The sequence below is a fragment of the Acinetobacter sp. B-6 genome (assembly GCF_056930735.1).
On record NZ_JBXPBY010000014.1, the window covers coordinates 99,044 to 125,064 of the forward strand.

At 39.5% G+C, this 26,021-nt stretch carries 21 protein-coding genes; 11 read left to right on the plus strand and 10 right to left on the minus strand.

The window, feature by feature from the left end; all coding sequences use genetic code 11:
* The first annotated feature begins 39 nt into the window (after positions 1–39).
* A complete protein-coding gene (locus tag AC1Z3T_RS16705; RefSeq protein WP_483396791.1) occupies positions 40–1,299 on the plus strand; it encodes an OmpP1/FadL family transporter in 1,260 nt (419 codons plus the stop codon).
* Positions 1,300–1,433: 134 nt separating this feature from the next.
* On the opposite strand, the gene AC1Z3T_RS16710 is transcribed toward AC1Z3T_RS16705, so the two are convergent.
* On the minus strand, positions 1,434–1,853 hold the full coding sequence (locus AC1Z3T_RS16710) for a GNAT family acetyltransferase (RefSeq protein WP_004825465.1): 420 nt from the start codon (positions 1,851–1,853) through the stop codon (positions 1,434–1,436).
* 213 nt (positions 1,854–2,066) lie between these two features.
* On the opposite strand from AC1Z3T_RS16710, the gene AC1Z3T_RS16715 reads away from it, so the two are divergent.
* On the plus strand, positions 2,067–3,701 hold the full coding sequence (locus tag AC1Z3T_RS16715; protein ID WP_151806357.1) for a GMC family oxidoreductase: 1,635 nt from the start codon (positions 2,067–2,069) through the stop codon (positions 3,699–3,701).
* A gap of 164 nt (positions 3,702–3,865) precedes the next feature.
* Here AC1Z3T_RS16715 and scpC read toward each other — a convergent pair whose 3' ends face one another.
* The 3 genes from scpC to ompR form a co-directional block, all read right to left on the minus strand.
* Positions 3,866–5,386, minus strand: a complete 1,521-nt coding sequence (gene scpC, locus AC1Z3T_RS16720; RefSeq protein WP_004825459.1) for a succinyl-CoA:acetate CoA-transferase ScpC — start codon at positions 5,384–5,386, stop codon at positions 3,866–3,868.
* Positions 5,387–5,591: 205 nt separating this feature from the next.
* Positions 5,592–7,052, minus strand: coding sequence for an ATP-binding protein (locus AC1Z3T_RS16725; protein ID WP_046760365.1), 1,461 nt, complete (start codon positions 7,050–7,052; stop codon positions 5,592–5,594).
* A 706-nt stretch (positions 7,053–7,758) separates the two neighbouring features.
* The gene (ompR, locus tag AC1Z3T_RS16730) at positions 7,759–8,523 is read right to left on the minus strand and encodes an osmolarity response regulator transcription factor OmpR (protein WP_004825449.1); all 765 of its coding nucleotides are present in this window, start codon (positions 8,521–8,523) and stop codon (positions 7,759–7,761) included.
* Positions 8,524–8,679: 156 nt separating this feature from the next.
* Between ompR and AC1Z3T_RS16735 the strand changes: the two genes are divergently transcribed.
* Together AC1Z3T_RS16735 and AC1Z3T_RS16740 are read left to right on the plus strand one after the other, a co-directional pair.
* Positions 8,680–9,126, plus strand: a complete 447-nt coding sequence (locus AC1Z3T_RS16735) for a carboxypeptidase-like regulatory domain-containing protein (protein ID WP_046760366.1) — start codon at positions 8,680–8,682, stop codon at positions 9,124–9,126.
* A gap of 108 nt (positions 9,127–9,234) precedes the next feature.
* Positions 9,235–11,607 (plus strand): Tex family protein, encoded by a 2,373-nt coding sequence (locus AC1Z3T_RS16740; protein WP_151803603.1) that lies wholly within the window; start codon positions 9,235–9,237, stop codon positions 11,605–11,607.
* 49 nt (positions 11,608–11,656) lie between these two features.
* Here AC1Z3T_RS16740 and AC1Z3T_RS16745 read toward each other — a convergent pair whose 3' ends face one another.
* Positions 11,657–12,034 (minus strand): MerR family transcriptional regulator, encoded by a 378-nt coding sequence (locus tag AC1Z3T_RS16745; RefSeq protein ID WP_100884375.1) that lies wholly within the window; start codon positions 12,032–12,034, stop codon positions 11,657–11,659.
* A gap of 98 nt (positions 12,035–12,132) precedes the next feature.
* On the opposite strand from AC1Z3T_RS16745, the gene AC1Z3T_RS16750 reads away from it, so the two are divergent.
* The gene (locus tag AC1Z3T_RS16750) at positions 12,133–13,224 is read left to right on the plus strand and encodes an SDR family oxidoreductase (RefSeq protein WP_100884376.1); all 1,092 of its coding nucleotides are present in this window, start codon (positions 12,133–12,135) and stop codon (positions 13,222–13,224) included.
* A gap of 46 nt (positions 13,225–13,270) precedes the next feature.
* Here the strand turns inward: AC1Z3T_RS16750 and AC1Z3T_RS16755 are convergent, their stop codons facing one another.
* Positions 13,271–14,026 carry an SDR family oxidoreductase gene (locus AC1Z3T_RS16755; RefSeq protein ID WP_100884377.1) on the minus strand — a complete coding sequence of 252 codons (756 nt, stop codon included), beginning with the start codon at positions 14,024–14,026 and terminating at the stop codon, positions 13,271–13,273.
* A 105-nt stretch (positions 14,027–14,131) separates the two neighbouring features.
* Between AC1Z3T_RS16755 and AC1Z3T_RS16760 the strand changes: the two genes are divergently transcribed.
* Positions 14,132–15,028 carry a LysR family transcriptional regulator gene (locus AC1Z3T_RS16760; protein ID WP_100884378.1) on the plus strand — a complete coding sequence of 299 codons (897 nt, stop codon included), beginning with the start codon at positions 14,132–14,134 and terminating at the stop codon, positions 15,026–15,028.
* A 2-nt stretch (positions 15,029–15,030) separates the two neighbouring features.
* Here the strand turns inward: AC1Z3T_RS16760 and AC1Z3T_RS16765 are convergent, their stop codons facing one another.
* Both AC1Z3T_RS16765 and AC1Z3T_RS16770 read right to left on the minus strand, forming a co-directional pair.
* A complete protein-coding gene (locus AC1Z3T_RS16765; protein WP_004825436.1) occupies positions 15,031–15,918 on the minus strand; it encodes an SDR family NAD(P)-dependent oxidoreductase in 888 nt (295 codons plus the stop codon).
* Positions 15,919–16,277: 359 nt separating this feature from the next.
* Complete coding sequence (locus tag AC1Z3T_RS16770) at positions 16,278–16,631, minus strand: SEL1-like repeat protein (protein ID WP_004825435.1); 354 nt, start codon at positions 16,629–16,631, stop codon at positions 16,278–16,280.
* Positions 16,632–16,938: 307 nt separating this feature from the next.
* Between AC1Z3T_RS16770 and AC1Z3T_RS16775 the strand changes: the two genes are divergently transcribed.
* From AC1Z3T_RS16775 to AC1Z3T_RS16790, 4 genes are read left to right on the plus strand one after another with little or no spacing between them, the layout of a single operon-like run.
* Positions 16,939–17,367, plus strand: coding sequence for a cation transporter (locus AC1Z3T_RS16775; protein ID WP_227567152.1), 429 nt, complete (start codon positions 16,939–16,941; stop codon positions 17,365–17,367).
* A gap of 57 nt (positions 17,368–17,424) precedes the next feature.
* Positions 17,425–18,789: a TolC family protein gene (locus AC1Z3T_RS16780; RefSeq protein WP_100884379.1), complete on the plus strand. Its 1,365-nt coding sequence runs from the start codon at positions 17,425–17,427 to the stop codon at positions 18,787–18,789.
* A gap of 1 nt (position 18,790) precedes the next feature.
* Complete coding sequence (locus AC1Z3T_RS16785; protein WP_004825432.1) at positions 18,791–20,068, plus strand: efflux RND transporter periplasmic adaptor subunit; 1,278 nt, start codon at positions 18,791–18,793, stop codon at positions 20,066–20,068.
* Positions 20,058–23,240: an efflux RND transporter permease subunit gene (locus tag AC1Z3T_RS16790; RefSeq protein WP_167387345.1), complete on the plus strand. Its 3,183-nt coding sequence runs from the start codon at positions 20,058–20,060 to the stop codon at positions 23,238–23,240. Before AC1Z3T_RS16785 ends, AC1Z3T_RS16790 begins: the two co-directional genes overlap by 11 nt.
* A gap of 72 nt (positions 23,241–23,312) precedes the next feature.
* On the opposite strand, the gene AC1Z3T_RS16795 is transcribed toward AC1Z3T_RS16790, so the two are convergent.
* Entirely contained in the window at positions 23,313–24,113 is an 801-nt protein-coding gene (locus tag AC1Z3T_RS16795; protein ID WP_100884380.1) for a DUF4198 domain-containing protein, read from the minus strand.
* A 149-nt stretch (positions 24,114–24,262) separates the two neighbouring features.
* Here AC1Z3T_RS16795 and AC1Z3T_RS16800 point away from each other — a divergent pair, with 149 nt between their 5' ends.
* Positions 24,263–25,216, plus strand: a complete 954-nt coding sequence (locus AC1Z3T_RS16800; protein ID WP_100884381.1) for a cation diffusion facilitator family transporter — start codon at positions 24,263–24,265, stop codon at positions 25,214–25,216.
* A 39-nt stretch (positions 25,217–25,255) separates the two neighbouring features.
* Here AC1Z3T_RS16800 and AC1Z3T_RS16805 read toward each other — a convergent pair whose 3' ends face one another.
* Entirely contained in the window at positions 25,256–25,597 is a 342-nt protein-coding gene (locus tag AC1Z3T_RS16805; RefSeq protein ID WP_004825419.1) for a hypothetical protein, read from the minus strand.
* Between the last annotated feature and the right edge of the window lie 424 nt (positions 25,598–26,021).

Here is a 26,021-nt window from a genome sequence, read left to right on the forward strand (position 1 = left end):
TATACTTAGTTATATATTATTTAAAGATAAGATGATTCGATGAAATTTATATCTCAAGTTACGGGGCTGGCAATTGCTGGGGTTTTATTTAGCTCGAATTCTTCTGCGACAACAGGCTATTTTATGCATGCCTATGGTGTAAAAGCCCAAGGTAATGCAGGTGTATCGATCGCTCAATTTCAGGAGGCACTCAGCATCGCTAATAACCCAGCAGGTTTAAGTTGGGTTGGAAACCGTATTGACATTGGGGCGAGTATTTTTTCACCTGATCGTTCTGCAAACATCACTGCAAATCAACTGCCGAATGCGAATGGCTCATATGATGGCAATGGACGAGCGTATTTTGTATTGCCAGAAATTGCTTTAAATCATCAAATCAATGACCAAGTGGCATTAGGTTTAGCAGTGTATGGCAATGGTGGCATGAATACAGGCTATCAGGATAATCCGTTTGCTGCATTTGGCAATAGGGGCACGGCTGGGGTCGATTTAACGCAAGTTTTTGTCTCTCCTGCGGTATTTTGGAAATATGCTACAAATCAATCTGTGGGTGTTGCAACGAATATTTTATATCAACGTTTTGAGACAAGGGGAATTCAGGGGTTTGCTGGATTTTCTTCAGATGCTTCAAACCTCAGTAATCGAGGAAAGCAGAGTGCTACAGGTCTAGGAGCACGAGTGGGCTGGTCAGGCATATTCTTCAATGACCGCTTAACTTTAGGTGCGAGTTATGCTTCAAAAATCAATGCTGATCGTTTTGATCAATATCGAGGATTATTTGCTGAACATGGAGATTTTGATGTTCCTGAAAACTATGCAGTGGGTGCAGCATTAAAAGTAAGCCCTCAATTCACCATTGCAGTAGATGTACAACGGATTAACTATTCAGATGTGAAATCTGTTGGACATTCATTTGATGTTGGGCAGCTACAGCAGGGACAGCTTTTTGGTTCTCCACAGGGTCCTGGATTTGGTTGGAAAGACATCAATGTCTATAAATTGGGGGTATCTTATCAAGCACACCCTCGACTGCTTTTAAGGGCAGGCTATAGCCATAATGATCAGCCCATTCCAGCGCAAGAGGTTTTTTTAAATATTCTTGCACCTGGTGTCATTCAAGACCATCTCAGTGTTGGTGCAACATGGAATATTGATCCTCATCAAGAACTCAGTATTGCCTATACACATGCCTTGGAAAATGAGGTGAAAGGACCAATTTCTCCTGCATTTGGTGGTGGTGAGGCTAAAATTAAAATGAGTCAGGATATTTTGGGAATTGCTTATGGTTATAGGTTTTAAGTGTATTTAGCTATACGTACAGCTCTGAAACTTCGACAGCATTGCAATAAATACTTTTAACGCGGTGTAGATGATGCCTCACTTTTAACCGATAGCATTAGACCCATGATGAGGTTAATTTGATGAGGCTGTTCTTAATCCTGAATCAGCCGCTTACCTAAGCAAACCACCTCAATCTCTTCATAGCCCAATTGCTCATAAAAACTTTGTACATCAATATTGTCTTTACGGATCAACAGTTGCAACTTTGGACAGCCCAATGCAACCAAGCGCTTTTCAAGCTGTTGTAAGAGGGCTGTTGCCACGCCATTACGTTGATCATGTGGATGCACGGCAAGATAATTTACCCAGCCACGATGTCCGTCATAACCGCCCATCACGGTAGCAATCAGCTGTTCATCTTTGACCGCCAATAAAAATAATCCATCTTTTTGAGCGACTTTTCGGAAGATATCAATCTCTGGGCTATTCCATGGACGTGTTAAATCACATGTCTCCCAAAGTGCAATGACATCATCTAAGTCGGTTTCCTGAAACTGCCTAATGATAAACATAGCTTTCTTTTATCTCTTGTTTTTAAAAGAATGTTTGCATCAGATTAATATAAAAAGTGCATCTTGATAAGTTGATTTTTTAAACAATGCGTAAATGTTTGATAGACATTCTAAATTTGGAGTGGAATGGTGCGGTTACGAATGATTATTTTTTATTGCTTGAAAATATGCATAATGATTGAGGAATAATTTAAAACAAAAATGGAATTTCATATGAATAAACAGGAATTTGATTATATTATTGTTGGTGGTGGAAGCTCAGGTTGTGTTTTGGCTGGTCGTTTATCTGAAAATCCACAGGTTTCTGTTTGTTTGCTTGAAGCAGGTGGTACTGGAGATGGCTGGAAAGTCGAGGTTCCCTGCGCAGCGGTCATTAGCATTCCTACAAAAATTAATAACTGGGCATTTGAAACTGTTCCTCAGAAAGGTTTGAACGGTCGCAAAGGCTACCAACCACGTGGTAAGTGTCTGGGTGGATCATCTGCAATCAATGCAATGGTCTATATCCGAGGGCATCGACAAGATTATGATGATTGGTCGGCTTTAGGGAATACAGGCTGGTCATATGATGAGGTTTTACCTTATTTCATTAAATCAGAGAATAATCAAAGAATTAAAAATCAATATCATGGTAATGATGGTCCATTGTCTGTGATTGATTTACACAGTGACAATCCACTTCAACAAAAATATCTTGCAGCTGCGAAACAGCAGGGCTATCGAATTTTGGATGACTTTAATGGCGAAGAGCAGGAAGGCTTAGGCATTTATCAAGTCACTCATATTAATGGTGAGCGCTGTAGTTCAGCTCGGGCTTATCTCTTTCCACATCTTAAACGAAAAAATTTAACAGTTGAGACCTCGGCGCAAACCCAGCGAATTTTAATCGAAAACGGTGTGGCTGTGGGTGTGGAGTATAAGCAGAATGGTCAATTGAAACAGATCCACGCGCGACGTGAAGTGCTACTCAGTGCTGGTGCAATGCAGTCACCTCAAATCTTGATGCTATCTGGTATCGGTGACCAACATGAGTTAATGGAACATGGGATTGAGGTGAAAAAACACTTACCCGGTGTGGGCAAGAATTTTCATGATCATCCTGATTTTATCTTTGGCTATAAAGTACGTGAAATACAGGGAACTTTTGGACTATCCATCCCTGGGTCTATTGATCTAATCAAGCAAATAGGACGTTATCGAAAAGAGCGGCGTGGTTTGCTTACGACTAATTTTGCTGAATGTGGCGGTTTTATTAAAAGCTCAGCAGAGCAAAAAGTACCGAATTTACAATTACACTTTGTGATTGCATTGGTTGATAACCATGCTCGGACTTTACATACAGGTCATGGCATTTCTTGTCATGTGTGCTTACTGAACCCAAAAAGTCGTGGCACGATCAAGATCAGTGGTCCAAGTATCGACGATCCAATATTGATTGATCCAAATTTTTATGGAGAAGAGTCTGATTTAGAAGAAATGGTCAAAGGTTTTAAGCTCACGCAAACTTTAATGCAGTCTGAAGCGTTTAAAAGCATGATCAAAGAAGATTTGTTTACTGCAAATGTCCACACGGATGAGGAGATTCGACAGGTTTTACGAGATCGCTCAGACACGGTTTATCACCCTGTAGGAAGTTGTAAAATGGGCGTGGATGAAATGGCTGTGGTTGATCCACGATTGCGTGTTTATGGTATTCAGAACTTACGTGTGGTGGATGCGTCCATCATGCCTAAAGTGGTCAATGGAAACACCAATGCACCTGCCATTATGATTGCTGAAAAAGCCGTAGATATGATTAATCAGGATCAGTCAGGTGTAGCATTTATTGAGGAAAAGATGGTCGACTAGGCAAGATCATTTAAGCTTTGTGAGCAAGTGGATATGTATAGATCGTAGAGCTATTTTATTTGATTGCCATTTTTTGCAACGAACATATCAACCTGTTAAAGCAACAGACAATAAAAAACGCCCTTTGGGCGTTTTTTATTGAGCTAAAAGATTATGCAGAAAGATTATGCAGATTTTTTAGCTTGATCTTGTGTGGTTAACATATGACCTGTTTCTTCAAAGTTGCAGTGCCAAGAAAGCGCTTCACGAAGAATATGAGGTGTTTGACCGCCTTTTTCACATGCACGATCAAAGTAATCATTTAAGGCATCACGATACATTGGGTGAGCACAGTGATCGATTACAGCGCGTGCACGTTCACGTGGTGCTAAACCACGTAAGTCTGCAAGACCTTGTTCAGTAACCAGAATATCAACATCATGTTCAGCATGATCAATATGTGAGGCAAATGGTACAACAGAAGAAATGTCACCGCCTTTTGCAATTGATTTGGTTACGAAAATAGCCAAATGTGCATTACGCGCGAAGTCGCCTGAACCACCGATACCATTCATCATCTTGGTACCACAAACGTGAGTTGAGTTGACGTTGCCGTAAATATCGAATTCAAGTGCAGTGTTGATACCAATGATACCTAAACGACGAACTAACTCAGGATGGTTTGAAATTTCTTGTGGACGTAAAACCAATTTATCTTTGTATTGTTCAAGATTGTTAAATACTTTTTCGCCATATTTAGCAGAAAGCGTAATTGATGAACCTGAAGCAAATTTCATTTTACCCGCATCAATCAATTCAAAAGTACAGTCTTGAAGTACTTCTGAGTACATCACTAAGTCTTCAAAGTTTGATTCTTTCAGACCTGTTAATACTGCATTGGCAATAGATCCAATTCCTGCTTGTAATGGACCAAGGTTCGCAGGCAAACGACCTTCTTCAACTTCTTTCTCAAAGAATGCGATCAAATGGTTTGCAATCGATTGCGTTTCATCATCCGGTAAAGTCACTGTTGATGGAGAGTCATGGAATTCGCTGTTAATCACGATACCGACAATTTTTGCAGGATCGATATTGATTGCAGGTGTACCAATACGTTGATCAACATGTGTCAATGGGATGGGTTGACGAGTAGGGCGATAGGTTGGGATATAAATATCATGTAAGCCTTCAAAAGCAGGGCTTAAATTAGTGTTGATTTCAACAATCACCTTTTCAGCAAAAATTGCAAAGCTTGCAGAGTTACCTACAGAAGTGGTTGGAATGATGCCGCCATCTTCAGTAATTGCAATGGCTTCAATCACAGCAACATCAGGTTTTTTCAATTGAAGATTACGCATTTGCTCAACAGTTTCTGACAAATGCTGATCGATAAACATCACTTCGCCTTTGTTGATGGCTTTACGTAATGTGTTATCGACTTGGAACGGTAAACGACGAGCAAGTACACCTGCTTCAGTCAATTGTTTGTCTAGATCATTACCTAAACTCGCACCAGTGATCAATGTAATCTTGAGAGGATTTACCTTGGCTTGTTTTACAAGTGCTAAAGGTACAGCTTTTGCTTCGCCTGCACGAGTAAAGCCGCTCATCCCCACAGTCATACCATCTTGGATAAAAGTTGCAGCTTGTTCTGCGCTCATGACTTTGTCATGGAGAGATGCTAAACGGATACGATCTAAAGACATGGTTTACGCTCAATTCTTGTTCAAAACTAGACGGATTGTACCGCCCTCAAACTAAATTGTGCATGCCTCTAATGCTAAGGTCTAATTTTTTCAATAAATGCGGGTATAAATTCTAGTGATGGTTTTTAAGTTGTTATTTATTAATGAAATAATGTTGTCTGTTTGATAAATAAACAAAACTGTTTGTTTGATTATTGAGCGATCATTAAAAATGATCACTCAAACTTTGCTTAATTTTTTGAATCGGGTTTGTAGGTGTCGGTTCTTCCTCAACTTTTATCGAAAGTGGTAGGGAGACGATGGCTTGTAAACCACCTTCAGGGCGGTTGGAAATAGACAGTTCACCTTGATGAATATCGACAATTCGCTTCACAATTGCCAGCCCTAAACCACTGCCTTGAACTGTACGTGCAGCATTTCCGCGTACAAAGGGTTGCATTAAGTCTTCAATCTGATCTTCAGGGATACCTTCACCATTGTCCGCAACACAGATTTTGATATGTTCATTTTCAACCAGTGCACTCAATTCAATGGGTTCTGCACCATAGCGTTTAGAATTGTTGATCAAATTACCAATCAAGCGTTTGAGGGAGAGCGAACGTGCGGTGATGATTGGCAACTCTTGAGGTGTAAAGCGAATATCCAAAGGCTTAAACTGAATCACTAGTTCTTGTAGTAAGCTGTTGATATTGGTGTCTTGTAGCTCTTCATCTGAACCATCACGCATATAAGAGATAAATTGGCTCAAAATGGCGTCCATATCATCGACATCATAAATCAGTCCTTCTTTTAAGAAGTCATCATCAGACATCATTTCTGCACTTAAACGAATCCGAGTCAACGGTGTTCTTAAATCATGTGAAATTCCAGCCAACATGATTTGACGATCTCGTTCAGTTTGTTCAAGCGTATAAATCATATGGTTAAAAGCTTGGTTAACTTCACGAATTTCTTGTGGTCCATGGTTGGTTTCAAGATAAGGCGCTTTACCTGTTTTACTGTAATTATTTGCAGCATGTTGTAAGCGACGTAATGGGCGATTCAACTGTCTAACCAATGTCAAAATAATGGCTGCAGCAATTAAAGGAATCCCCAATAACCAAGCTAAAATAAGTTCTGGACTATAATTCGCATAGGTATTTAACGGTTCACGAACCCAATTCCCATTCATTTCAGGCGTTTGTACCCAGATACGTGGACTAGGTTTAAACTGGAAGTAAACCGTTACGTCCTTAATTTTTAATTCTTCTGCCAATTGCTTTTCAATGCGATTGGTAAAGAAATCAGCAATAATTTTATCTTTAACATTTGGATAGTCTTTAGGATCTGTAACATATTCCACACCAACACGCTGTTTTAACCACTCATCAATATCTAACTGAATATCGTCGTGGTAGATCTGCAAGCGAGGATTGTTGACCATCTCAAGCTCAACTGCCAGAAAGCGTGCATGTTGTTGAATTTCTGGGAGATAGAGTGTTTTCCAGAAAAACCAAAGAGACATAAATAGGCTAAAAAAAACCACAAATATGACCAGAACCGTAGTTCGCATTGCTGCTGAACGTGGTTTGATTTTATCGAGAAAGCGTTCCCAAGGTGTGCGTTTGCGTTCTTTGTAAGCGACAAAGTCAGTAAATTCTTGTGGGTCTATGGGTTCTAATTTCACAGATTGATCCTGTTACTCGATAATATCGTGTGATGCAATGATTTTAGTTTAATCAATGATGAATTTATAGCAATAATAAAACTGTGATTTTATCTATGCTTGATCTAGCACTTGTGATTTGAATAAAAATAAACTCATAAAATTTAATCTAGTCAAAATAGATTGTTTGATTGAATAAGAAAGTCTAATTTTTATGATGATTTGCTTCTTTTATTATTTTTAGTAACCAATTCGACCTCTTGAGATGGTCGAAAAATGCGCATTGAATGTTTACATACATTTTAAATGCTTCTGAAACATAGATGGTCTTTCTATCGTGATCCGGCATGGATGTCGCCATCTTGGGTGGGGGGTATATGAGCAAAAAACAAAGCATTGCTTTGTTTGCAGCGCAAGACCCCTGTTAAACAGAAGATTTTTGTCATCTTTTCATCTCTGAAAAGTGAGGCAGCGGCTACGCAAAGCGATTTAAACTTTAAATGTAAAGCGAGGCATTGCAAATTTGATCTTCATACAATTATTTCTATGTAATGGCAGAGGTTTCATGGCTGATAAGATTAAGCCCATTTAGAAGTCATCTAAAAGCTTAATTCATAAAAGCATTATTCTGTGCAATAAAATATGGGTGACATTCCTTATTCAAAAATGTCACCCATAAGTCAATATCTCATGCGTTCAGCAAATAGAGATACCATATATTGCTTTATTATTCCGCACCATCTGGAACAAAGACATAACCTACGCCCCATACAGTTTGGATATAACGTGCACGTGCTGGATTCTCTTCGATTAATCGACGCAAACGTGAAACTTGAACATCAATTGAACGTTCCATTGCGCCCCATTCACGACCACGCGCCAAATTCATCAATTTATCACGGGTCAATGGTTCGCGTGGATGTTGTACCAGCGCTTTCAACACGGCAAATTCACCTGTAGTCAAGGTGACTACTTGCCCTTCACGTGTCAAAGTACGCGTTGAAAGATCTAAAGACCATGGACCAAACGAAACCACTTCTACATTTTGGCTTGGTGCACCTGGAACCTCACGAACTTGGCGACGTAAAACAGCACGGATACGTGCCAATAATTCATTTGGATTAAACGGTTTTGGCAAATAGTCATCCGCACCAGCCTCTAAACCAGCAATACGGTCAGAGTCACTGCCACGTGCTGTGAGCATGATGACAGGTGTATCAATATTGGATGCGCGTAATCGTCTGCAAATGCTTAAACCATCTTCTACAGGAAGCATGAAGTCTAAAACGATGAGTGAAAATAACTCACGTTGTAATAGACGGTCCATTTGTGTTGCATCGTGGGCTGTCTTAACAACAAAGCCTTTATCTTCAAGGAAACGCTGTAAAAGGGTACGTAAACGCACATCATCATCGACCACTAAGATGCGTTCGACACGGTCAGTTTCGTTTTGTACGACATCTGTATTTTCAGCAGGTACAACCAAACTCATGATGTACTCCCTTAATGTTGTAAATTATAAATATTCATCAATCTCAGTATAATGCCTAAGCGCTTGTTAAGACTATGTATCAAATTGCTCAAAAATACAATTTTCCGGCTGTTTTGAAACCAAAAGACAACATCTACAAATATTTGAGATCGTTCTATGTTTATAAATAAAAAAACATACCATTTGCAAATGAAACTTTTATGTATTTTAGCAATAAGCTTTTGTTTAACTGCATGTATTAGCCGATTATCTCGACCAGAGATCTCTGGACAAGTGATTGATGGTCGTGGACAACCGATTGCATATGTTCAAGTGGGAGAAACTCAAACCAATCAAAATGGCGATTTTCAGTTAAAAGAGCAGCGCTATTCTGCTTTTTTGTTGAAAGAAATCATGTATATGGAAGCACCACCAGTGTTTGTTCAAGAGACAGTCACTAAACCAGGTTATCAATCGTGTTCTTTACAATATTTCAACCGTTTTGGTGGCGGTCAGAGAAAAGGGGCGAAATGGCAGCTTGGAAAAATTATTTTACAAAGCAATTTGAACGCACAAGGTCAGAGTGAAATACCCGATTGCATGATAAAAACTCAAGAAAAATGAACTTTTATCACTTTTTTCATTACTAATTTGCAAAACAATTGTGGATTTTATGGTCTCGGTCTTTATAATCACTAACTTTTAGTCCTTATCCTTGTGGAATTAAACACGATGACTGACTTAGTTCAGCAGTTGGCAAGTGAACTTGCCGTACGTCCAAACCAAGTAGAAGCTGCCATTAAACTGATTGATGAAGGCTCTAGTGTTCCATTTATTGCACGTTACCGTAAAGAAGTAACACAGGGTTTAGACGATATACAATTACGCCAACTCGATACGCGCCTTGTTTATTTGCGTGATTTATTTGAACGCCGTGAAAAAGTAATCGAATCTTTAAAAGAACAAAATAAACTTTCAGATGATTTGCTCGCTCGTGTAAATGCCGCTGAAACAAAAAATGCCTTAGAAGAGCTTTACGCACCGTATCGTCCAAAACGTACCAGTAAATCTTTTAAAGCAAAAGAAGCGGGTCTTGGTGTTATCGCAGAAAAAATTATTGCAGAGCAAGTTGATCCTACAGAAGCTTTGGCAGGTTTTAGCCATGAAGAATATCCAGATGTTGAAAGTCAATTAGATGCGATTCAACACATCATTATTGATGATTGGGCACAAAATATTCCTTTGACAACAGAGTTGAAAACGACTTTTGCAAAAACCGCTGTGTTGAAGAGTTTAGTTGCATCTGAAGAGAAAAAAGAAGTCGGTAAGAAATTCCGTGATTACTTTGATTTCTCTGAAAACCTAAATAAAGTACCTTCACATCGTCTATTGGCGATGCTGCGTGGTCGTCAAGAAAATGTGCTTGGTCTTAAAGTTGATGGTGAAGATCATGCACCACTTTCACGTATTGAAACCGAATATAATCTTGAGACAGTTCAACCACAATCTCGTCAAGACTTTTTAAAACAAACAGCAAAACTGTTTTGGTTAGGCAAAGTGCGTCCGACCATCGAGCATTCATTATTGACTGAAAAACGCCTTGCTGCTGAATCAGAAGCAATGAATGTGTTTGCTGAAAACTTACGTCATTTGTTACTTTCTGCACCTGCTGGTTCTCGTACCACACTGGGTGTTGACCCTGGTATCCGTACAGGTGTGAAACTTGCTGTAGTTTCAAATTCAGGCGATGTTTTGGCACACAGCACCATTTATCCTTTTGCACCTAAAGAAGATAAGGCGGGTTCAATTGCAGAACTGGCAAGACTGTGCCGTGAATTCAATGTAGATTTAATCGCTATTGGTAATGGAACAGCAAGCCGTGAAACTGAAGCAGTTGTCGCTGAAATGATGGCTGAGAATACTGATCTTAACTTAACCCGTGTTTCAGTCAGTGAAGCAGGTGCATCAGTATATTCTGCTTCAGAGTTGGCTTCTGCTGAACTGCCTGAACTTGATGTAGCGATTCGTGGTGCGGTGTCTATTGCACGTCGCTTACAAGATCCTTTAGCTGAGTTGGTTAAAATTGATCCGAAATCAATTGGCGTAGGTCAATATCAGCACGACGTGAATCAAACCAATTTGGCAAAAACACTGGATGCGGTGGTAGAGGACTGTGTGAATGCTGTTGGTGTGGATGTTAATACTGCTTCTCCTGCAATCTTGGGTTATATCGCTGGTTTGAATAAGGCGATTGCACAGCAAATTGTCGATTACCGTAAGGAAAATGGTCGTTTTGATAATCGTCAAGCATTAAAGAATGTCCCTCGTTTGGGTGAACGTACCTTTGAACAAGCTGCAGGTTTCTTGCGTATTCAAGACGGTTCTGAGCCTTTGGATGCATCATCTGTTCATCCTGAGTCTTATGGCTTGGTCAATAAGATTGTTGAAGCCAAAGCGACTACAGTGAAAGATATTATTGGTAATACTGAAATTATCCGTCAGGTCAAAGCGGAAGATTTTGTGGATGATCAATTTGGTTTACCGACGATTCAAGATGTGTTAAGTGAACTTGAAAAACCAGGTCGTGATCCACGTCCAGAATTCCGTACGGCTAAATTCCGTGAAGATATTACTGAAGTGAGTCAGTTAACCGAGGGCATGCAGCTCGAAGGTGTAATTACCAATGTGACCAACTTCGGTGCATTTGTTGATGTTGGTGTACATCAAGACGGTTTAGTCCATATTTCTGAACTTGCCAATGAATTTGTTGCAGATCCACATAAAGTTGTTAAACCAGGACAAATTGTACAAGTGCGCGTGTTGACAGTAGATGCTGAACGTAATCGTGTGAATTTGTCGATGCGCCCTGAAGGTTCTGAAGCACCTGCTAAAGCACCTCGTCAAAAGCGTGAGTTTAATAACAATGAGCAACGTACTGAACGTAAACCACAAGGTAAGCGTCCACAGCAAGGTCGTCCAAATCATGACAATAAGGACAAAGCACCTCGTCATGACAAAAAGCCTCAGGCAGCAAAACCTCAAGAAAATAAAATTGGTGGTTTAGGCGCATTGTTATTACAAGCAGGTATTAAAGGATCTAAATAAGCCTTAATTTCTCAAAATGAAACCGCCGTAAGGCGGTTTTTTTTATGGACTAGATAATCGCAGAAATATCACAATCTTTTTTAAATGGGCATGCTTCGCCAATTACAAGATTTTCAAGCAGATGCTGAATGTTTTGTAGTTGATGGATTTTTTCACGAATGAGATTAAGCTTGTCGGTTAAAATCTCATGGAATTGTTCCGCTGGAATTTCATTCACATTGACCAAATCTAAAATTTGTTTAATTTCAGCCAAAGTAAAACCTAAATTTTTAGCAACTTGGATCAACTGTAATTGTTGTACATCCTGTTCTGAATAATCTTTGTATCCATTATTGCGTATCAAAGGATGGATAAGCGCTAGCTTTTCATAAAAACGAATTGTATCCCGACTGAGATTGAGGTGTTTTGATAACTCACTGATTAACATCACTGGCTCCAAATTTGAATGTACTTGCAAGAAACACTTGACTGTGGAGTGTACTCCATCCTTTAGATTAAGTGTGAACATAAGGAGCGTAGCAAGTGATGCAAAATAATCAAAGTACAGAAAAAATTACCTTGGTCGCAGGTGCAACAGGATTTATTGGTAAATTTCTGGTGGCACAATTACTTCAAGACAATGATCAGGTTTTTGCGCTGTGTCGAAATCGTGAGCAGCAAGAACCTAGATTGAAAGCTTGGCTAGAAAAGCAAGGAATAAATTATCAAAAATTGCAATGTATACAAGGTGATATCACCTTACCAGACTTGGGTATTTCAACTGGGGACTGGAAACGGCTTGCAACGGTGACACATTTGTTCAACACCAGTGCGTTATTTGCATGGAATCTGTCGATGCAACAGGCACATGAAGTGAATGTTCGAGGAGTCATCAACTTACTTCAAACTGTGAATGCTCACTGTCACTTGAAACGGGCAATTCATCTTTCTGGCTATATGTTGACACTTACTCAGCATTTGGAAGATGCTGGAGTTGATCTGAAAAATATAGAAAAAACAGATTGGCAGTCTGTCTATCAAAAACTAGGTGCTTATGAAGCTTCCAAAATTGAAGCACATTTTGCTTGGATCAAATCTGCACAAGCGTTGAAAATTGATTGGACTGTGATACACCCTGCAACTGTCATAGGAGATGAAAATTCTGGAGAAATCGCAAAATATCAGCCGATTGAACATCTCATTACCCAATTGATACAACGCAAGTTGGCTGCAATTCCTGCCACCCCTCAGCATTATTTGCCTTTAGTTTCAGTGACCATGTTGGTTCATGCGATATGTAAAGCCTCACAGGATCAATTGGCAGTAGATCAAGAGATACTGATTGTTAATCCCACCCAGATTTCTTTACAGGTACTGATTCAACATGCGGCAGATCGCTTAAATCTTAAGGCACCACACTATTTTGTTTCTCTCAAAATATTAAAATTAATTTTAAAATGGAAATGGCTTGCTCAAAAGTTGGAGTTATCTGCGGAAATGTTAAATTTCATTCGTACAGAGCAATTGAATATTGATGCATTTTTAAAATTGAATCGAAACTGGAAAATACCCGAAACCAATCTCAAGCAAACGATTGAACGGACGGCTGAATGGGTTAAGCAAAATTATGACGACTAAGGAAAAAGTGCCCATTGAATAAAATGGGCACTTTTCTCGAGCAGCATTATCGTGTTGTATAACCACCATTGGCAAAAATAGTCTGTCCTGTAATCCACCAGCCTTCTGTGACTAAGAAACGTACCAAAGGTTCAATGTCTTCAATTTTGGTTAAGCCCCCCAGTGCTGAGGCAGATTTATGGTACGCCACAGCTTCAGGTGCTTCTTGACCATAGAAAAATGGGGTATCCATTGGACCTGGCGCAACGGCTGTAACGGAAATACCACGCGCTCCGTATTCCTTTGATGCCGCGCGAGTATAGTGCTCAACCGGTGCTTTTAAGCCTTCATAGGTGGAATACAAACTGGTATAGGCTGCCAAAAGACTGGTCACGATTGAGCAAATTTTTCCACCATTGTTGAGATGTTTTCCCGCAGATTGAATGAAGAAATAAGCGATTTTATTGTTAATGTCATTCATTGAATCAAACTCTTGTTCTGTGGTTTCAATCAATGGTTTTTTTAATACTCGACCGACTGTATTAATTGCAATATCGATACCACCAAAAGTTTCTTTGGCTTTGATGAACAAGGTTTCAATATTTTGAATATTAGAGAGATCTGCTTGTATCAGTGTTGCATGAGCACCCAATTGTTCAACAGCTTTAAGTGTTTCTTCAGCATCCTTTCGTGTTTCTGGGCTGTTATAGTGAATGACCAAATTTGCCCCTTGTTCTGCAAATTTACGAGAGATCAAACCACCTAAATTTTTTGCGCCACCCGTAATAATAACGGTTTTATCTTTTAAGTCATGTGAGCTCATTTTTATTTTCCAATGTTAACCAGTGATGTTGAAATTCTAGGTGCTATTTTTTATTCTACATAGTGGATAGAATCGAATGGATTGTTTGAAAAATTTGAATAATAGATGGATAAAATAGAGCGGTTTAAAATTTTTTGTCTTGTTGCAGAAAAACACTCATTTGCACAAGTAGCAAAAGAGTTAGACTTACCACGTTCCACCATTACCTATGCCATACAAGCTTTAGAAAAAGAATATGAAATTTTGCTGTTTAATCGAACTACTCGAAAAGTCAATTTAACCAATGACGGAATGCAATTTTTTCTAGAGGTTAAACACTTAATTCTACAGTCTGAAACATTAGATCATTTCAAATTAAAAAATCGTGAGCATATAGGAAAAATTAAAATTGGTTTGCCGTTGCGTATAGCAACACAATACCTTATTCCTTATCTCAATGAGTTTTATGAAAAATATCCAAATGTTAAAATTTCAATTTATAGCCATGATCATTATTCAGATTTAATCGAACAGCGTTTAGATTGTGTCGTTCGTGTGGGTAGGGTGGAGGATGAAAATTTAATAATAAGACCGATTGCCAATGTTGATTTATATACCTTGGCTTCTCCTGATTATCTAAATAGGTTGCAACAGCCATTGCGCTTGACGCATTTGCAAGAGCATTTTCTGATCGGGTATCAAATCAAAAATTTAGATACTGATTTTGAGCGCCTGTATTTTAAAAATATTCAGGTCAATCTTCCCTACAAACTGTGTGTAGAGGACACAGAAAGCTATTTACATGCTGCTTTACAAGGATTAGGGATCATTCAGATTCCTGCGTTCGATGCAGTGCCTTTTATTGCACAAAATAAATTAATTCGAATTTTTGAAGATGAACCTTGTCTTAAGATTCCTGTTAATTTTTTATTTTTAGAAAGAAAATATAGACCTGTCTATTTTCAATTTTTTATTGAGTGGTTAGAAAGCTTACTTAAAAATAAGCTTTCTAAGATATTTTAAACTTACCAATGTTCGCCAGGGAATAAACGCGCATAGGCACGTTGTACTAGATTAAGTTTCTGTGGTTCGCCCACAGAAGCAGTTGAGCTTGGGAATAAATTAAAACCAATCGACATTAATTTATTGTTGATTCCTGGTGCGATTGAATAGGTAATTGAAGCTAAACGTCCTAAGTTGGTTGCAACTTTTTTCGGACGTTTAACAATCGCATAAGCCACCAAATCTGCAGCTTGTTCTGGAGAGAGCGTCGGAACGTATTTATAGATTTTGGTTGGTGCAATCATGGGTGTACGCACTAAAGGCATATACACCGATGTGATCGCAATTTTATGTGAGTGGACTTCGGCAGATAAGCAACGGCTAAAGGCATCTAAAGCCGCTTTTGAAGCAACATAAGCAGAGAAACGGGTTGCGTTTGCCAATACACCAATCGAGCTGATATTGATGATATGACCATCTTTGCGTGTCATCATTTGCGGTAAAATGTTCAATACTAAGCGTACAGCACCAAAATAATTCAGCTGCATGGTACGTTCAAAGTCATGGAAACGGTCGACAGACTCATGTACAGCACGGCGAATCGAACGTCCTGCGTTATTAATTAATATATCAATATGATCAACCGAAGCAATGATTTGCTTAGAGACCCTATCAATTGCATCCATATCATTTAAGTCGCACGGAAAAATGTCCGCTTGACCACCTTCTGCCTGGATTTCCGCTTGAACTTCTTTGAGTGTTTCTTCTGTACGAGACACCAAAAGTACATGTGCTCCTGCCGCAGCAAGTTTTTTTGCAACCGTTAAACCAATACCACTAGATGCACCAGTGATTAATGCAATTTTACCTTGAACCTTTTCTTGAAAAAGTTGCTCCAATTTCTGATTCATAGCTATTTTCCTGATTTTGCTAAAATGAATATATGAGCTGTATTTTTAGTTTCTGGGTGAAGCTATCCTTGTATAAAAGATAGTCAGTTTTATTGGGGGCAATAATATACAAAAAAAATAAAATTACTAGTAGTAAGCCTCTGAATTTAAAAAATATTTTAGAGTAAATACTCTATAGTTTTTTTATTTATTTGGTGATTTTTACCATATTGAAATCAATTTTTAAAGTAAAAATAATCAATGTTTGCGTGAAAAATAAACAAATGAATTCAGGTGGATAACCCAGTATAATTGATCAATAAACAGAGCCAGTTTTAGCTCTGTTTATCGCGCGATATATACAATACAATTAACATAATTTATGAGAATGCAAGTTCGTCATAGGCTTTCTTTAACTGTTCTTTTGCATGAAGATGACCTTGATGCGCCGCTTGTTCAAGCCATTTTTCAGCATGACTATAACTACGGTCTAAACCCAGTTGCCCATTGAGATAACTCAGCCCCATTTTATATTGGGCTTCCTGATCTCCGCGTAAAGCGGCTCTGAGATAACACCACATTGCATTGCGATTTGCAATTTCATCTGAACTTAAATGTTGATCTTCAAAATCATGTGCTTGCGCTTTTTCAAGCGTGGCTTCAGATGCATTTTGTTCAAATGCCTGGCGAGATGTGGAATCTCCTAAAAAACGGTTAAAAATATGCACCAACATATAAAACCTCCTTGCTAATCCATTAACAAAGTAAAAGAGATTGCTAATCATAAAAAATTGATTAGATATCAGTAAATCTAGCTGATTTTGTAAACTTTGCAAATAATTTTATGTAATTTGTCAATTGCTTTTTATATACTTTTGTTTATGTTAGTCCTAGTTAATAAAAGATTTAGAATTTTTAAAAATTACCTTTCTGTAATTTGAATAGCTCAACAAAGTTGCTATATTCATCATGTATTTTGATTTCGAGTCTCAATCTGTGAAACGTTCAGCTGTTTTCATCACAGTCTTGCTAAGTTTGTTCATGTTCCAGAGCCTTTGGAATGTGGCAGCGGCTTTTTGTGATCATGAAAAAAGTGCTGGAGCAGCTCAGAAATCGGTCATTCAGCATTTTGGTCATCATAGTGCGCCTGATTGTACGCAAGATCAGTTACTACATCCTCAATTATTGGGAAGCTATGGGTCTGAGACTCAAACAGATCATGGGGCTTCTCCACAGAAAGCAACCCATCAGCATGATGTACGCGTTAACGATTTTCTAAATCATTTCAATGATGATCATAGTGATCATTTGCCTTCTTTAGTCCATTTTATTGTCGTGGATGATCAGCAACATGCTGAACAGCCTAAATTTATAGGTTACCGAGAAGCGCCATTTGTTGGCTGGAACAACTTATACCAGTCGCCTGATCTATATTTTCCTAACCCACCGCCCCTCTTATCCCCGCTATAAGGTGGGGTAGCCGAAAAATCACTCACCGCTAATATTTGAATTTAGTGGAGCATTTCTATGCCTAAAAAAACATGTAAAACCTTACAAAAGTCTAGATTGAGCTTTAGATCGTCTCTTCTTGGCGCGCTCATGGTGAGTATCATTACATCTAGCGCTTGGGCGAATGATTCAAAACAGTCATTAACCTTGCAACAGGCAATCGCGAAAGCAGAGCAGTACCAACAAACACAAAATGTGTGGCAGACTCAGCAGCAGATTGCGGATGCGAATATAAAACAAGCAAAACTGTGGACAAATCCAGAGATATCCATACAGCAAACAGGCTTTGGTTCAAATGAGGATAAAGAGCTTGCGATAGGTGTTTCTCAGCGCTTAGATCTTTTTGGTGAGCGAAAATCTGTTCAAAAATTGGCGCAACTTTCTAAAGATCAAAGCGATTTAAATCAGCGAATTTATCAAGCCCAACTTGAGCTTGCTGTTAAATATCTATGGTCACAACTGGCAATTTTTGAACTCGAACGTAGTGTGGTTCAAGAGCAGCTTAAAGTCAGTGAAGAAAATTTGAATGCCATCCAGAAGCGTTATCAAGCAGGTGGTGTTGCCCAAGTCGATGTGGATCGGGTGCGATTAAGTCATGCTGAAAATGCGCGTCTGTATCGCCAAGCGGATCTACAAGTTCAGGTTGCTAGACAGCAATTATCAAATTTATGGGGAGATTCAGATAAATCGATCAGTATCAATTTGAGTCCACAATCATTGTGGCCATCTTCTTCTCATCAACAAGTGCAAGAATATTTATCGGATAATTTGTTTGAAAAATCACGCCGTTTACAAGTGTTGCAGGCAAAAGCGACCGTAGATCAGCTCAAAGCCTCAGCACGCCCAAATCCTACTGTGAATTTTGGGGTAAACCGCACACGATCACCTCAAGCACAAACGGATAATGCACTTGTGGTGGGGGTGTCGATTCCATTGAATATTTTTAACCGCCAACAATATGGTGTGCAAATTGCGCGTGCGAAAGAAGATTTATTAAACAAACAGCAAGAATTCTATCTTCGTCAAAATGCTTTGCAGGTCGGTACATTATTGACTGAACTGCAAGGACTAGAAGTGCAATTTAATGCTGTGGATCAGTCGCAAATTCCACTTGCCGCTCAGGTACAACGTAAAACTTTAATGGGTTTTACAGTAGGTAAGTTTGCTGTAACGGATGTACAGCAAGCGACTTTACAATTGCAGGATGTACGTTTACGCAAGGTGCAATTACTCAAAGATGCATGGCAACGCGCCATTGAAGCAGAAAGTTTGAGTCTAGGCGTTGAACCAAGTCAAATCATGGCGAAAGATGCAATCGCACAAATTAATCAAAACTTATGGCAAGAGACTCAAGCACTACCAGTGATTGGTGGGAGAAATTAATATGCTAAATCAATTTAAATCGTTTCAGCATCAGCAGGGCAAAATTTCTCAACGCCTACTGATCATTGTTGCTATTGTCGTGACAGCACTTATTGCAACAGCTTTACTTTTTTCATCGAAAAAAAGCACATCAAAAGAAGAAGGGCATGGTGAGGAAGGACATGCGCATGGTGAAGAAGGTGCAGCAGAATCAGCTGAGGGAGGTGCAAATGAAGGTGGGCATAGTGAAGAGGAGGAAAAAGAAACCATTAGCCTGACTGCACAGCAAATTACTGAGCAAGGCATACAACTCGCCAAAGCGGAAATGGGAGCTGTTTTAAAGTCAGCGTCTTATCCTGCAAAAATCATGGTCAATACCGATCGACAGGCGCATGTATCTCCTGCTTTTAGTGGACAAGTGATAGCGGTAAATGTGGAGCTAGGGCAACGTGTGCAAAAAGGTCAGGCATTGGCAACGCTCGTTGTTCCAGATTTGGTTGACCAACAAGCGAATTTGCAGATTGCACAAGCTGCAATGGAGTTGGCGCATCAAGATTATGAACGTGAGCGTCAATTATGGTCACAAGGCATCTCTGCCAAGCAGGATTACCAGCGTGCATACAATGCCTATAAACAGGCTCAAATACAGGTACAAGCAACCAAATCTCGTCTGTCTGCTTTAGGGGCTTCTTCTGGTAGTCAGGGACGTTATGTCATGACAGCACCGATTGCGGGAATTATTAGCAAAAAAGATTTAGTCATGGGGGAGAATGTTCAGCTTGCCAGTCAATTGTTCGTGATTGATCAGTTGGATCAATTGTGGCTTGAATTTATTGTCCCAAGTTCCGAGTTTTCATCTATTGCACCGAATCAACAGATTGAGTTTAAGTCGTTACAAACAGGTAATACTTTCAAGGCTCAGATTCAAAGTTTAAATACTGAAGCTGATGCTCAGACTGGACGTTTACAAGTGCGTGCCAAAGTATTGTCCAATGCTGCTGAATTACGTCCAAACTTAATGGTCAATGTTCAGCTTCAACAGCCGGGTTCTGCTCAAGCGTTACGTGTATTGAAAAGTGCAGTACAAAAAATAGAGGATAAAGATGTTGTATTTGTTGCCAATGAACATGACAAAAAGCTTGAATTTAAAGCACAACCTGTCGTCTTGGGGCAGGTTTCCAGCGATGGACAGTGGATTGAAATTCAGTCAGGTCTGAAGCAAGGGCAGCAATACGCGGGGCAAGGCAGTTTCTTACTCAAATCTGAACTAGAAAAGGGAGAAGCGAGCCATGACCATTAAGGATTCTCCAGATTCTCAATTAGATTTAGACAAAGATCAGGAATTGCCTCAGGCAGAGGGTTTGTTTGATCGACTCATTCAATTCTCAATCAAAAATGCGATATGGGTGATACTGTTTATCGTGGCTTGGATTGGCGTAGGTGTTTATAGCTATCAAAAATTACCGATTGATGCGGTACCCGATATTACCAATGTCCAAGTACAAGTGAACACACAGGCAGCTGGGTTTACTGCGTTGGAAGTCGAGCAACGAATCACCTATCCCATTGAAACTGCAATGGCAGGTCTACCTAAACTTGAGATGACCCGCTCAATTTCTCGTTATGGCTTATCACAAGTCACCATTATTTTTAAAGATGGCACAGACATTTATTGGGCGCGTCAACAAATTAATCAGCGTATCCAAGAAGCCCAAGCAGCACTACCTGATGATATTTCACCTACAATGTCACCCGTATCGACAGGGCTGGGAGAAATTTATCAGTGGGTGGTTAAAGCTGAACCCAATGCCAAGAAACCTGATGGTACACCTTATACCGCCATGGACTTGCGTGAAATTCAGGATTGGATTGTAAGACCGCAATTACAACGAGTACCTGGTGTTGCTGAGGTAAACTCGATTGGTGGCTTTAATAAAACTTATGTGGTCACTCCAGATCTCAATCGTTTACAACAATTGCAAATCCCTCTCAGTGATTTGCAAAATGCTTTGACTTTAAATAATGAAAACCGTGGTGCTGGTTTTATTGAAACCAATGGTCAGCAATTGACTGTACGTGTTCCGGGAATACTCAGCAGTATTGAAGATATTCAAAATGTCAGCATTGGCAATAAAAATGGTTTTCCGATCCGTGTTGCTGATGTTGCGACCGTAGCGATAGGGCATGATCTTAGAACTGGTGGTGCGACTTATAACAGTCAAGAAACTGTACTGGGTATTGCCATGATGATGATGGGAGAAAATAGCCGTACAGTTGCACGTGCTGTGGATGCCAAAGTCAAAGAAGTCCAGCAGTCTTTACCGAAAGGCATTGTCATTGAAACAGTTTATGACCGTACTGATCTGGTTGAACGAGCGATTAAAACTGTACAGAAAAACCTTGTTGAAGGGGCAATTCTGGTCATTGTTATTTTGTTCTTATTCCTAGGTAATTTCCGAGCGGCTTTAATTACTGCCTGTGTAATTCCATTGTCCATGTTATTCACTTTAGCAGGTATGGTGGAACAAAAAATCAGTGCTAACTTGATGAGTCTTGGTGCATTAGATTTCGGGATTATTGTCGATGGTGCAGTGGTGATTGTGGAAAACTGTATTCGTCGCTTAGCAGAAGCTCAACATGCTAAAGGGCGTTTATTGTCACGATCAGAGCGCTTTAAAGAAGTATTCCTTGCAGCAAAACAGGCACGTCGCCCATTGATTTTTGGTCAATTAATTATTCTAGTAGTTTACTTACCTATTTTTGCTTTGTCAGGGGTTGAAGCTAAACTCTTCCATCCAATGGCAATGACGGTTGTATTGGCTCTTCTCGGCGCGATTATCCTTTCTGTGACATTTATTCCAGCAGCGGTGGCGCTGTTTGTAAATGGTGAGGTGAAGGAGACAGAAAGTCGCTGGATGCTTTGGTTAAAGCGTAAATATGAAGCAGTGCTCAACTTAGCCTATCATTTTAAAGTATTGGTCATCACGCTTGCGCTGTGTATTTTATTTTTGACAGGTCTACTTGCAACACAGATTGGAAGTGAGTTTGCGCCAACATTGAGTGAAGGAGATTTTGCAGTACAGCAAATGCGTTCCCCAAGTACCAGCTTGGAACAATCTTTAAGAATGCAAGAAAATACGGAAAAATTGTTGCTGAAAGAGTTTCCAGAAATTAAAGCCATATTTGCCCGTACAGGTACTGCAGAAGTGGCAACAGATGTAATGCCACCGAATATTTCAGATGCAGTGATCTTGTTAAAACCGCAGAAGGAATGGAAAAACCCGAAAGAAAGCATAGATGAATTACGTCAACGCATGATTGCATTTCTGGCAACACTACCCGGTAATAACAGTGAGTTTTCACAACCGATTGAACTACGCTTTAATGAATTGATTTCAGGTGTGCGTAGTGATGTTGGGATCAAAATATTTGGCGATGACATGGATGTATTGAACCAACAGGCGAGTAAAATTGCCCAACAAGTTCAAAGTATTTCAGGCGCATCCGCAGTTAAGATCGAGCAGACATCGGGTTTACCTTTGCTCAATGTTGAAGTGAATAAAGCAGCAGCAGCGCAATACGGATTATCTGTAAGAGCTATTCAGGATTTGGTTGCAACAAGTGTAGGTGGGCAGAATGTTGGGCAGATTTTACAAGGAGATCGTCGCTTTGACTTTGTGATCCGTTTGGATGATGCGCAACGTACTCCAGAACATTTGGCTGTGCTGCCGATTCAAACACCGAATGGTGGCTTAATTCAGTTACAAGACGTCGCTAAAGTAGAAAATATTTTAGGTATCAATCAGGTCAGTCGTGAAAATGGTAAACGACGGGTTGTTGTGACCACAAACGTGGAAGGGCGTGATTTAGGTTCTTTTGTTGCAGAACTGCAATCTACTTTGGCTAAACAGGAAATGCCTGCAGGGTATTGGTTGAGTTATGGGGGGCAGTTTGAAAACCTCACTTCAGCCAAAGCGAGAATGCAATTGGTGGTTCCATTGGCATTGATTACGATCTTTATCTTGTTGATGGCTGTTTTCCATAACTTTAAAGAAAGCCTACTGGTCTTCACTGGTGTTCCATTTGCCCTATGTGGCGGTTTGATTGCATTGTGGTTGCGAGGAATACCATTATCTATGTCTGCTGGTGTTGGTTTTATCGCGCTCTCTGGTGTGGCGGTGCTGAATGGTCTGGTCATGTTGACATTCATTAAGGAATTGCGTCAGCAACTTGATGTTTATCATGCGACTTGGCAAGGTGCAATTTTACGTTTAAGACCTGTTCTGATGACAGCCTGTGTTGCCTCTTTAGGCTTTGTTCCGATGGCTTTGGCGACAGGGACAGGTGCAGAAGTACAGCGTCCATTGGCAACAGTGGTCATCGGTGGAATTATGTCATCAACCTTATTGACCTTGGTGATTTTGCCTGTGATCTATCGTTGGATGAATGAGCGTAAAGAGCGAAGTAACTAATTGCTTGTCTAAAAAACAAAGCCCTCTTTTTGAGTAAAACAAGAAGAGGGTCTCTATATTTTTAAGGTTGTATTATTTGCCAGCAGGTAATACGCCTAAGCTAATAATGGTGTAGTTTTGATTGACTGGTTTTGCGGTTGAATTGAAAGGTTCACTGACTTCAACAAGATATTGTCCAGAATATGGGAAAGTAAGTGTGGCAGAGCCATCCGTAGCGACAGGAACTTTTAACGCTTGCTTATCGGTTTGACCTTGAGCTCGAACCAGTAACTCCGCATTTTTGAGTGCTTGCCCTGATTTTTTAATCAGAATCTGTACAGGTTGTTGTGCAGTGATGTCATTGGGATGGGGTTTAAACTCAACCTGTATGACTGCATCAGTTTTGTTTTGAAAAGCAGATGATTTGTCTTTTGAAATATAGCTTTGGATTGACCATTCACGCTGAATACTGACGGATACAGGGGCTTTTTTGAAATCAGACGGGACGACATAGTCACGTTCAGAAATATTTCCTGCTTTATCTGCGGCAACATCAAAAAGCATTTTCCATTCTTTATTATGTTGTACATATTTGAGAGGAAAAGAAACTTTAGTACCCAATTGATAAGTGCCTGATTGTGGTAGAGCTAAGTCAAAAACAGTCGCAGATTTTAAAGTGCTGGTAGGTTGAACTTGTAATTGGTTTTGATCAGGTTGAATGACCGTTAAAGTTGTTTGTTTAAGTGCATGTTCAGCATTGAGCGCTTCTTCTGCATAACCAGCAATGACAGGAATTTGTGTATTTGCAGTGAGGTAACTCAAAGGAGCAACATAGGGTTCATGTGCATGGCTATAAGAACAAAACAGTAGGGCGAGCGCAAGATATTTTTTCATTGTAGACATCCTGTTAGAAGGGGTATTGTCAAATCTAAAAATGTTGTGTAGGCATTATATAGAGAAAAAGTATTATTGATAATAATTATTATTATCAATAATTGAAAAAGAAATGAATTGCGAATACATAAAATAAAGAGAGGTGCGAAATGAGTGAACAACAAGGGCATGATCATAGTCACGCCATGGTCACCGAGGGCAATGTTAAAAAACTAAGCTTTGCATTGCTATTGACTGGTACTTTTTTGATTGTTGAAGTGGTGGCTGGGTTCATTACACAGAGTTTAGCGTTATTGTCTGATGCTGCGCATATGTTTACCGATGCAGCTGCACTCGCAATTGCATTGGTCGCGATAAAAATTGGAAAATTACCTGCGGACAATAAGCGTAACTTTGGTTATCAACGTTTTGAAATTTTGGCGGCATTGTTTAATGCGCTGATGTTGTTTGTGGTGGCGATTTATATTCTTTATGAAGCCTATCAACGCTTTAGCCAACCTCCTGAAATTCAAAGTGTAGGCATGATGATTGTCGCCGTTATTGGTTTGGTGATTAATCTGATTTCGATGAAGATTTTATTTTCAAGTTCCCAAGAAAGTTTAAATATCAAGGGAGCTTATTTGGAAGTCTTGAGTGATGCGCTTGGTTCAGTTGGTGTTATCGTCGGTGGAGCAATTATTTATTTCACGGGTTGGATGTGGGTTGATACAGTCATTGCTGTGCTTATTGGGTTTTGGGTCTTGCCAAGAACATGGATTCTACTCAAACAAAGTATCAATATTCTCTTAGAGGGTGTACCTGAGGAAATTGATATTGAGAAGTTACGGAATGACCTGTTATCAATCAAAGGCGTGGAAAGTATTCACCAACTCAAAGTCTGGGCAATTACTTCCAAAAATGTTCATTTAACTGTCCATTTGTATGCACCTGAAGCAGATCGCAACCAGCTGTATCAACAAGCCATGGAAATGTTGAGTCATCAGCATGGGATCACCGAAATGACTCTACAAATCGAGGATGATGCAGATATGGTAGATTCACATACAACACAGAACCATGCTCAAGATTCACCTATAGCTCAAGAAAAAAACCATTCACATTAATGTGAATGGTTTGATTTTTAAATCTGTTAAGTAATGGCTTTAGATTTGCCATTCATGATTACAGTCGCGACACTTCCAATTTTTATTGGCTTGCATAAAAGATTGCATGGAAATTTTAAAATCAGGAAGATCACGCCAAAAAAGTACGCCAGCAATCACTGTTGCAATAAAAACCACCACCGTTGCAATCTGCAATGTCTGACCTGCACCGTTACTGAAAATCCACATCACTATACTGATGACAACCAAAAGCAATAAAATAAAGAGTAGTGGAATCAAGAATACCAAGCTTTTAGGAACAACTGGGCGAGCTGCAGGTGTGTTGCCATTTGCAACTGGGAGAATTTTCCGGCTTTGACACTTTGGACATTGGTATTGCATGGTGACTCCATATTAATCATCTTGCTATTATTCTAATCGTTCTCATTCAGAATGCAAAAAAGACTGGATGACTAAACTCATGATCTAAGATGATACTCGAAGATATTGTCCGCAATTGTTTTAGGCAGGATTCTATTTATAATTGTTGTTTTACTAGTGATTGAGTGTTTTTACAGTTCTCTAATAAGTTTTACGGTCAACTGTGAAATTACTAAAAGTGAGCTATGTATGTGCGTATCAACTCTTCACGATGTTTTTTAAAAGTTAAAGATATGTTTAAGTCGAAGTCCCATTCTATAGTTTTTTAACCAAATCCTCGGAGATATTTGTAAACTTTTCATAGGGAATAAATATTCCTTTGCTTGTCATCCGATCATGGAAATAAAAATCAATATGATGGGAAATTAAGTGGTCAAATTTGAGT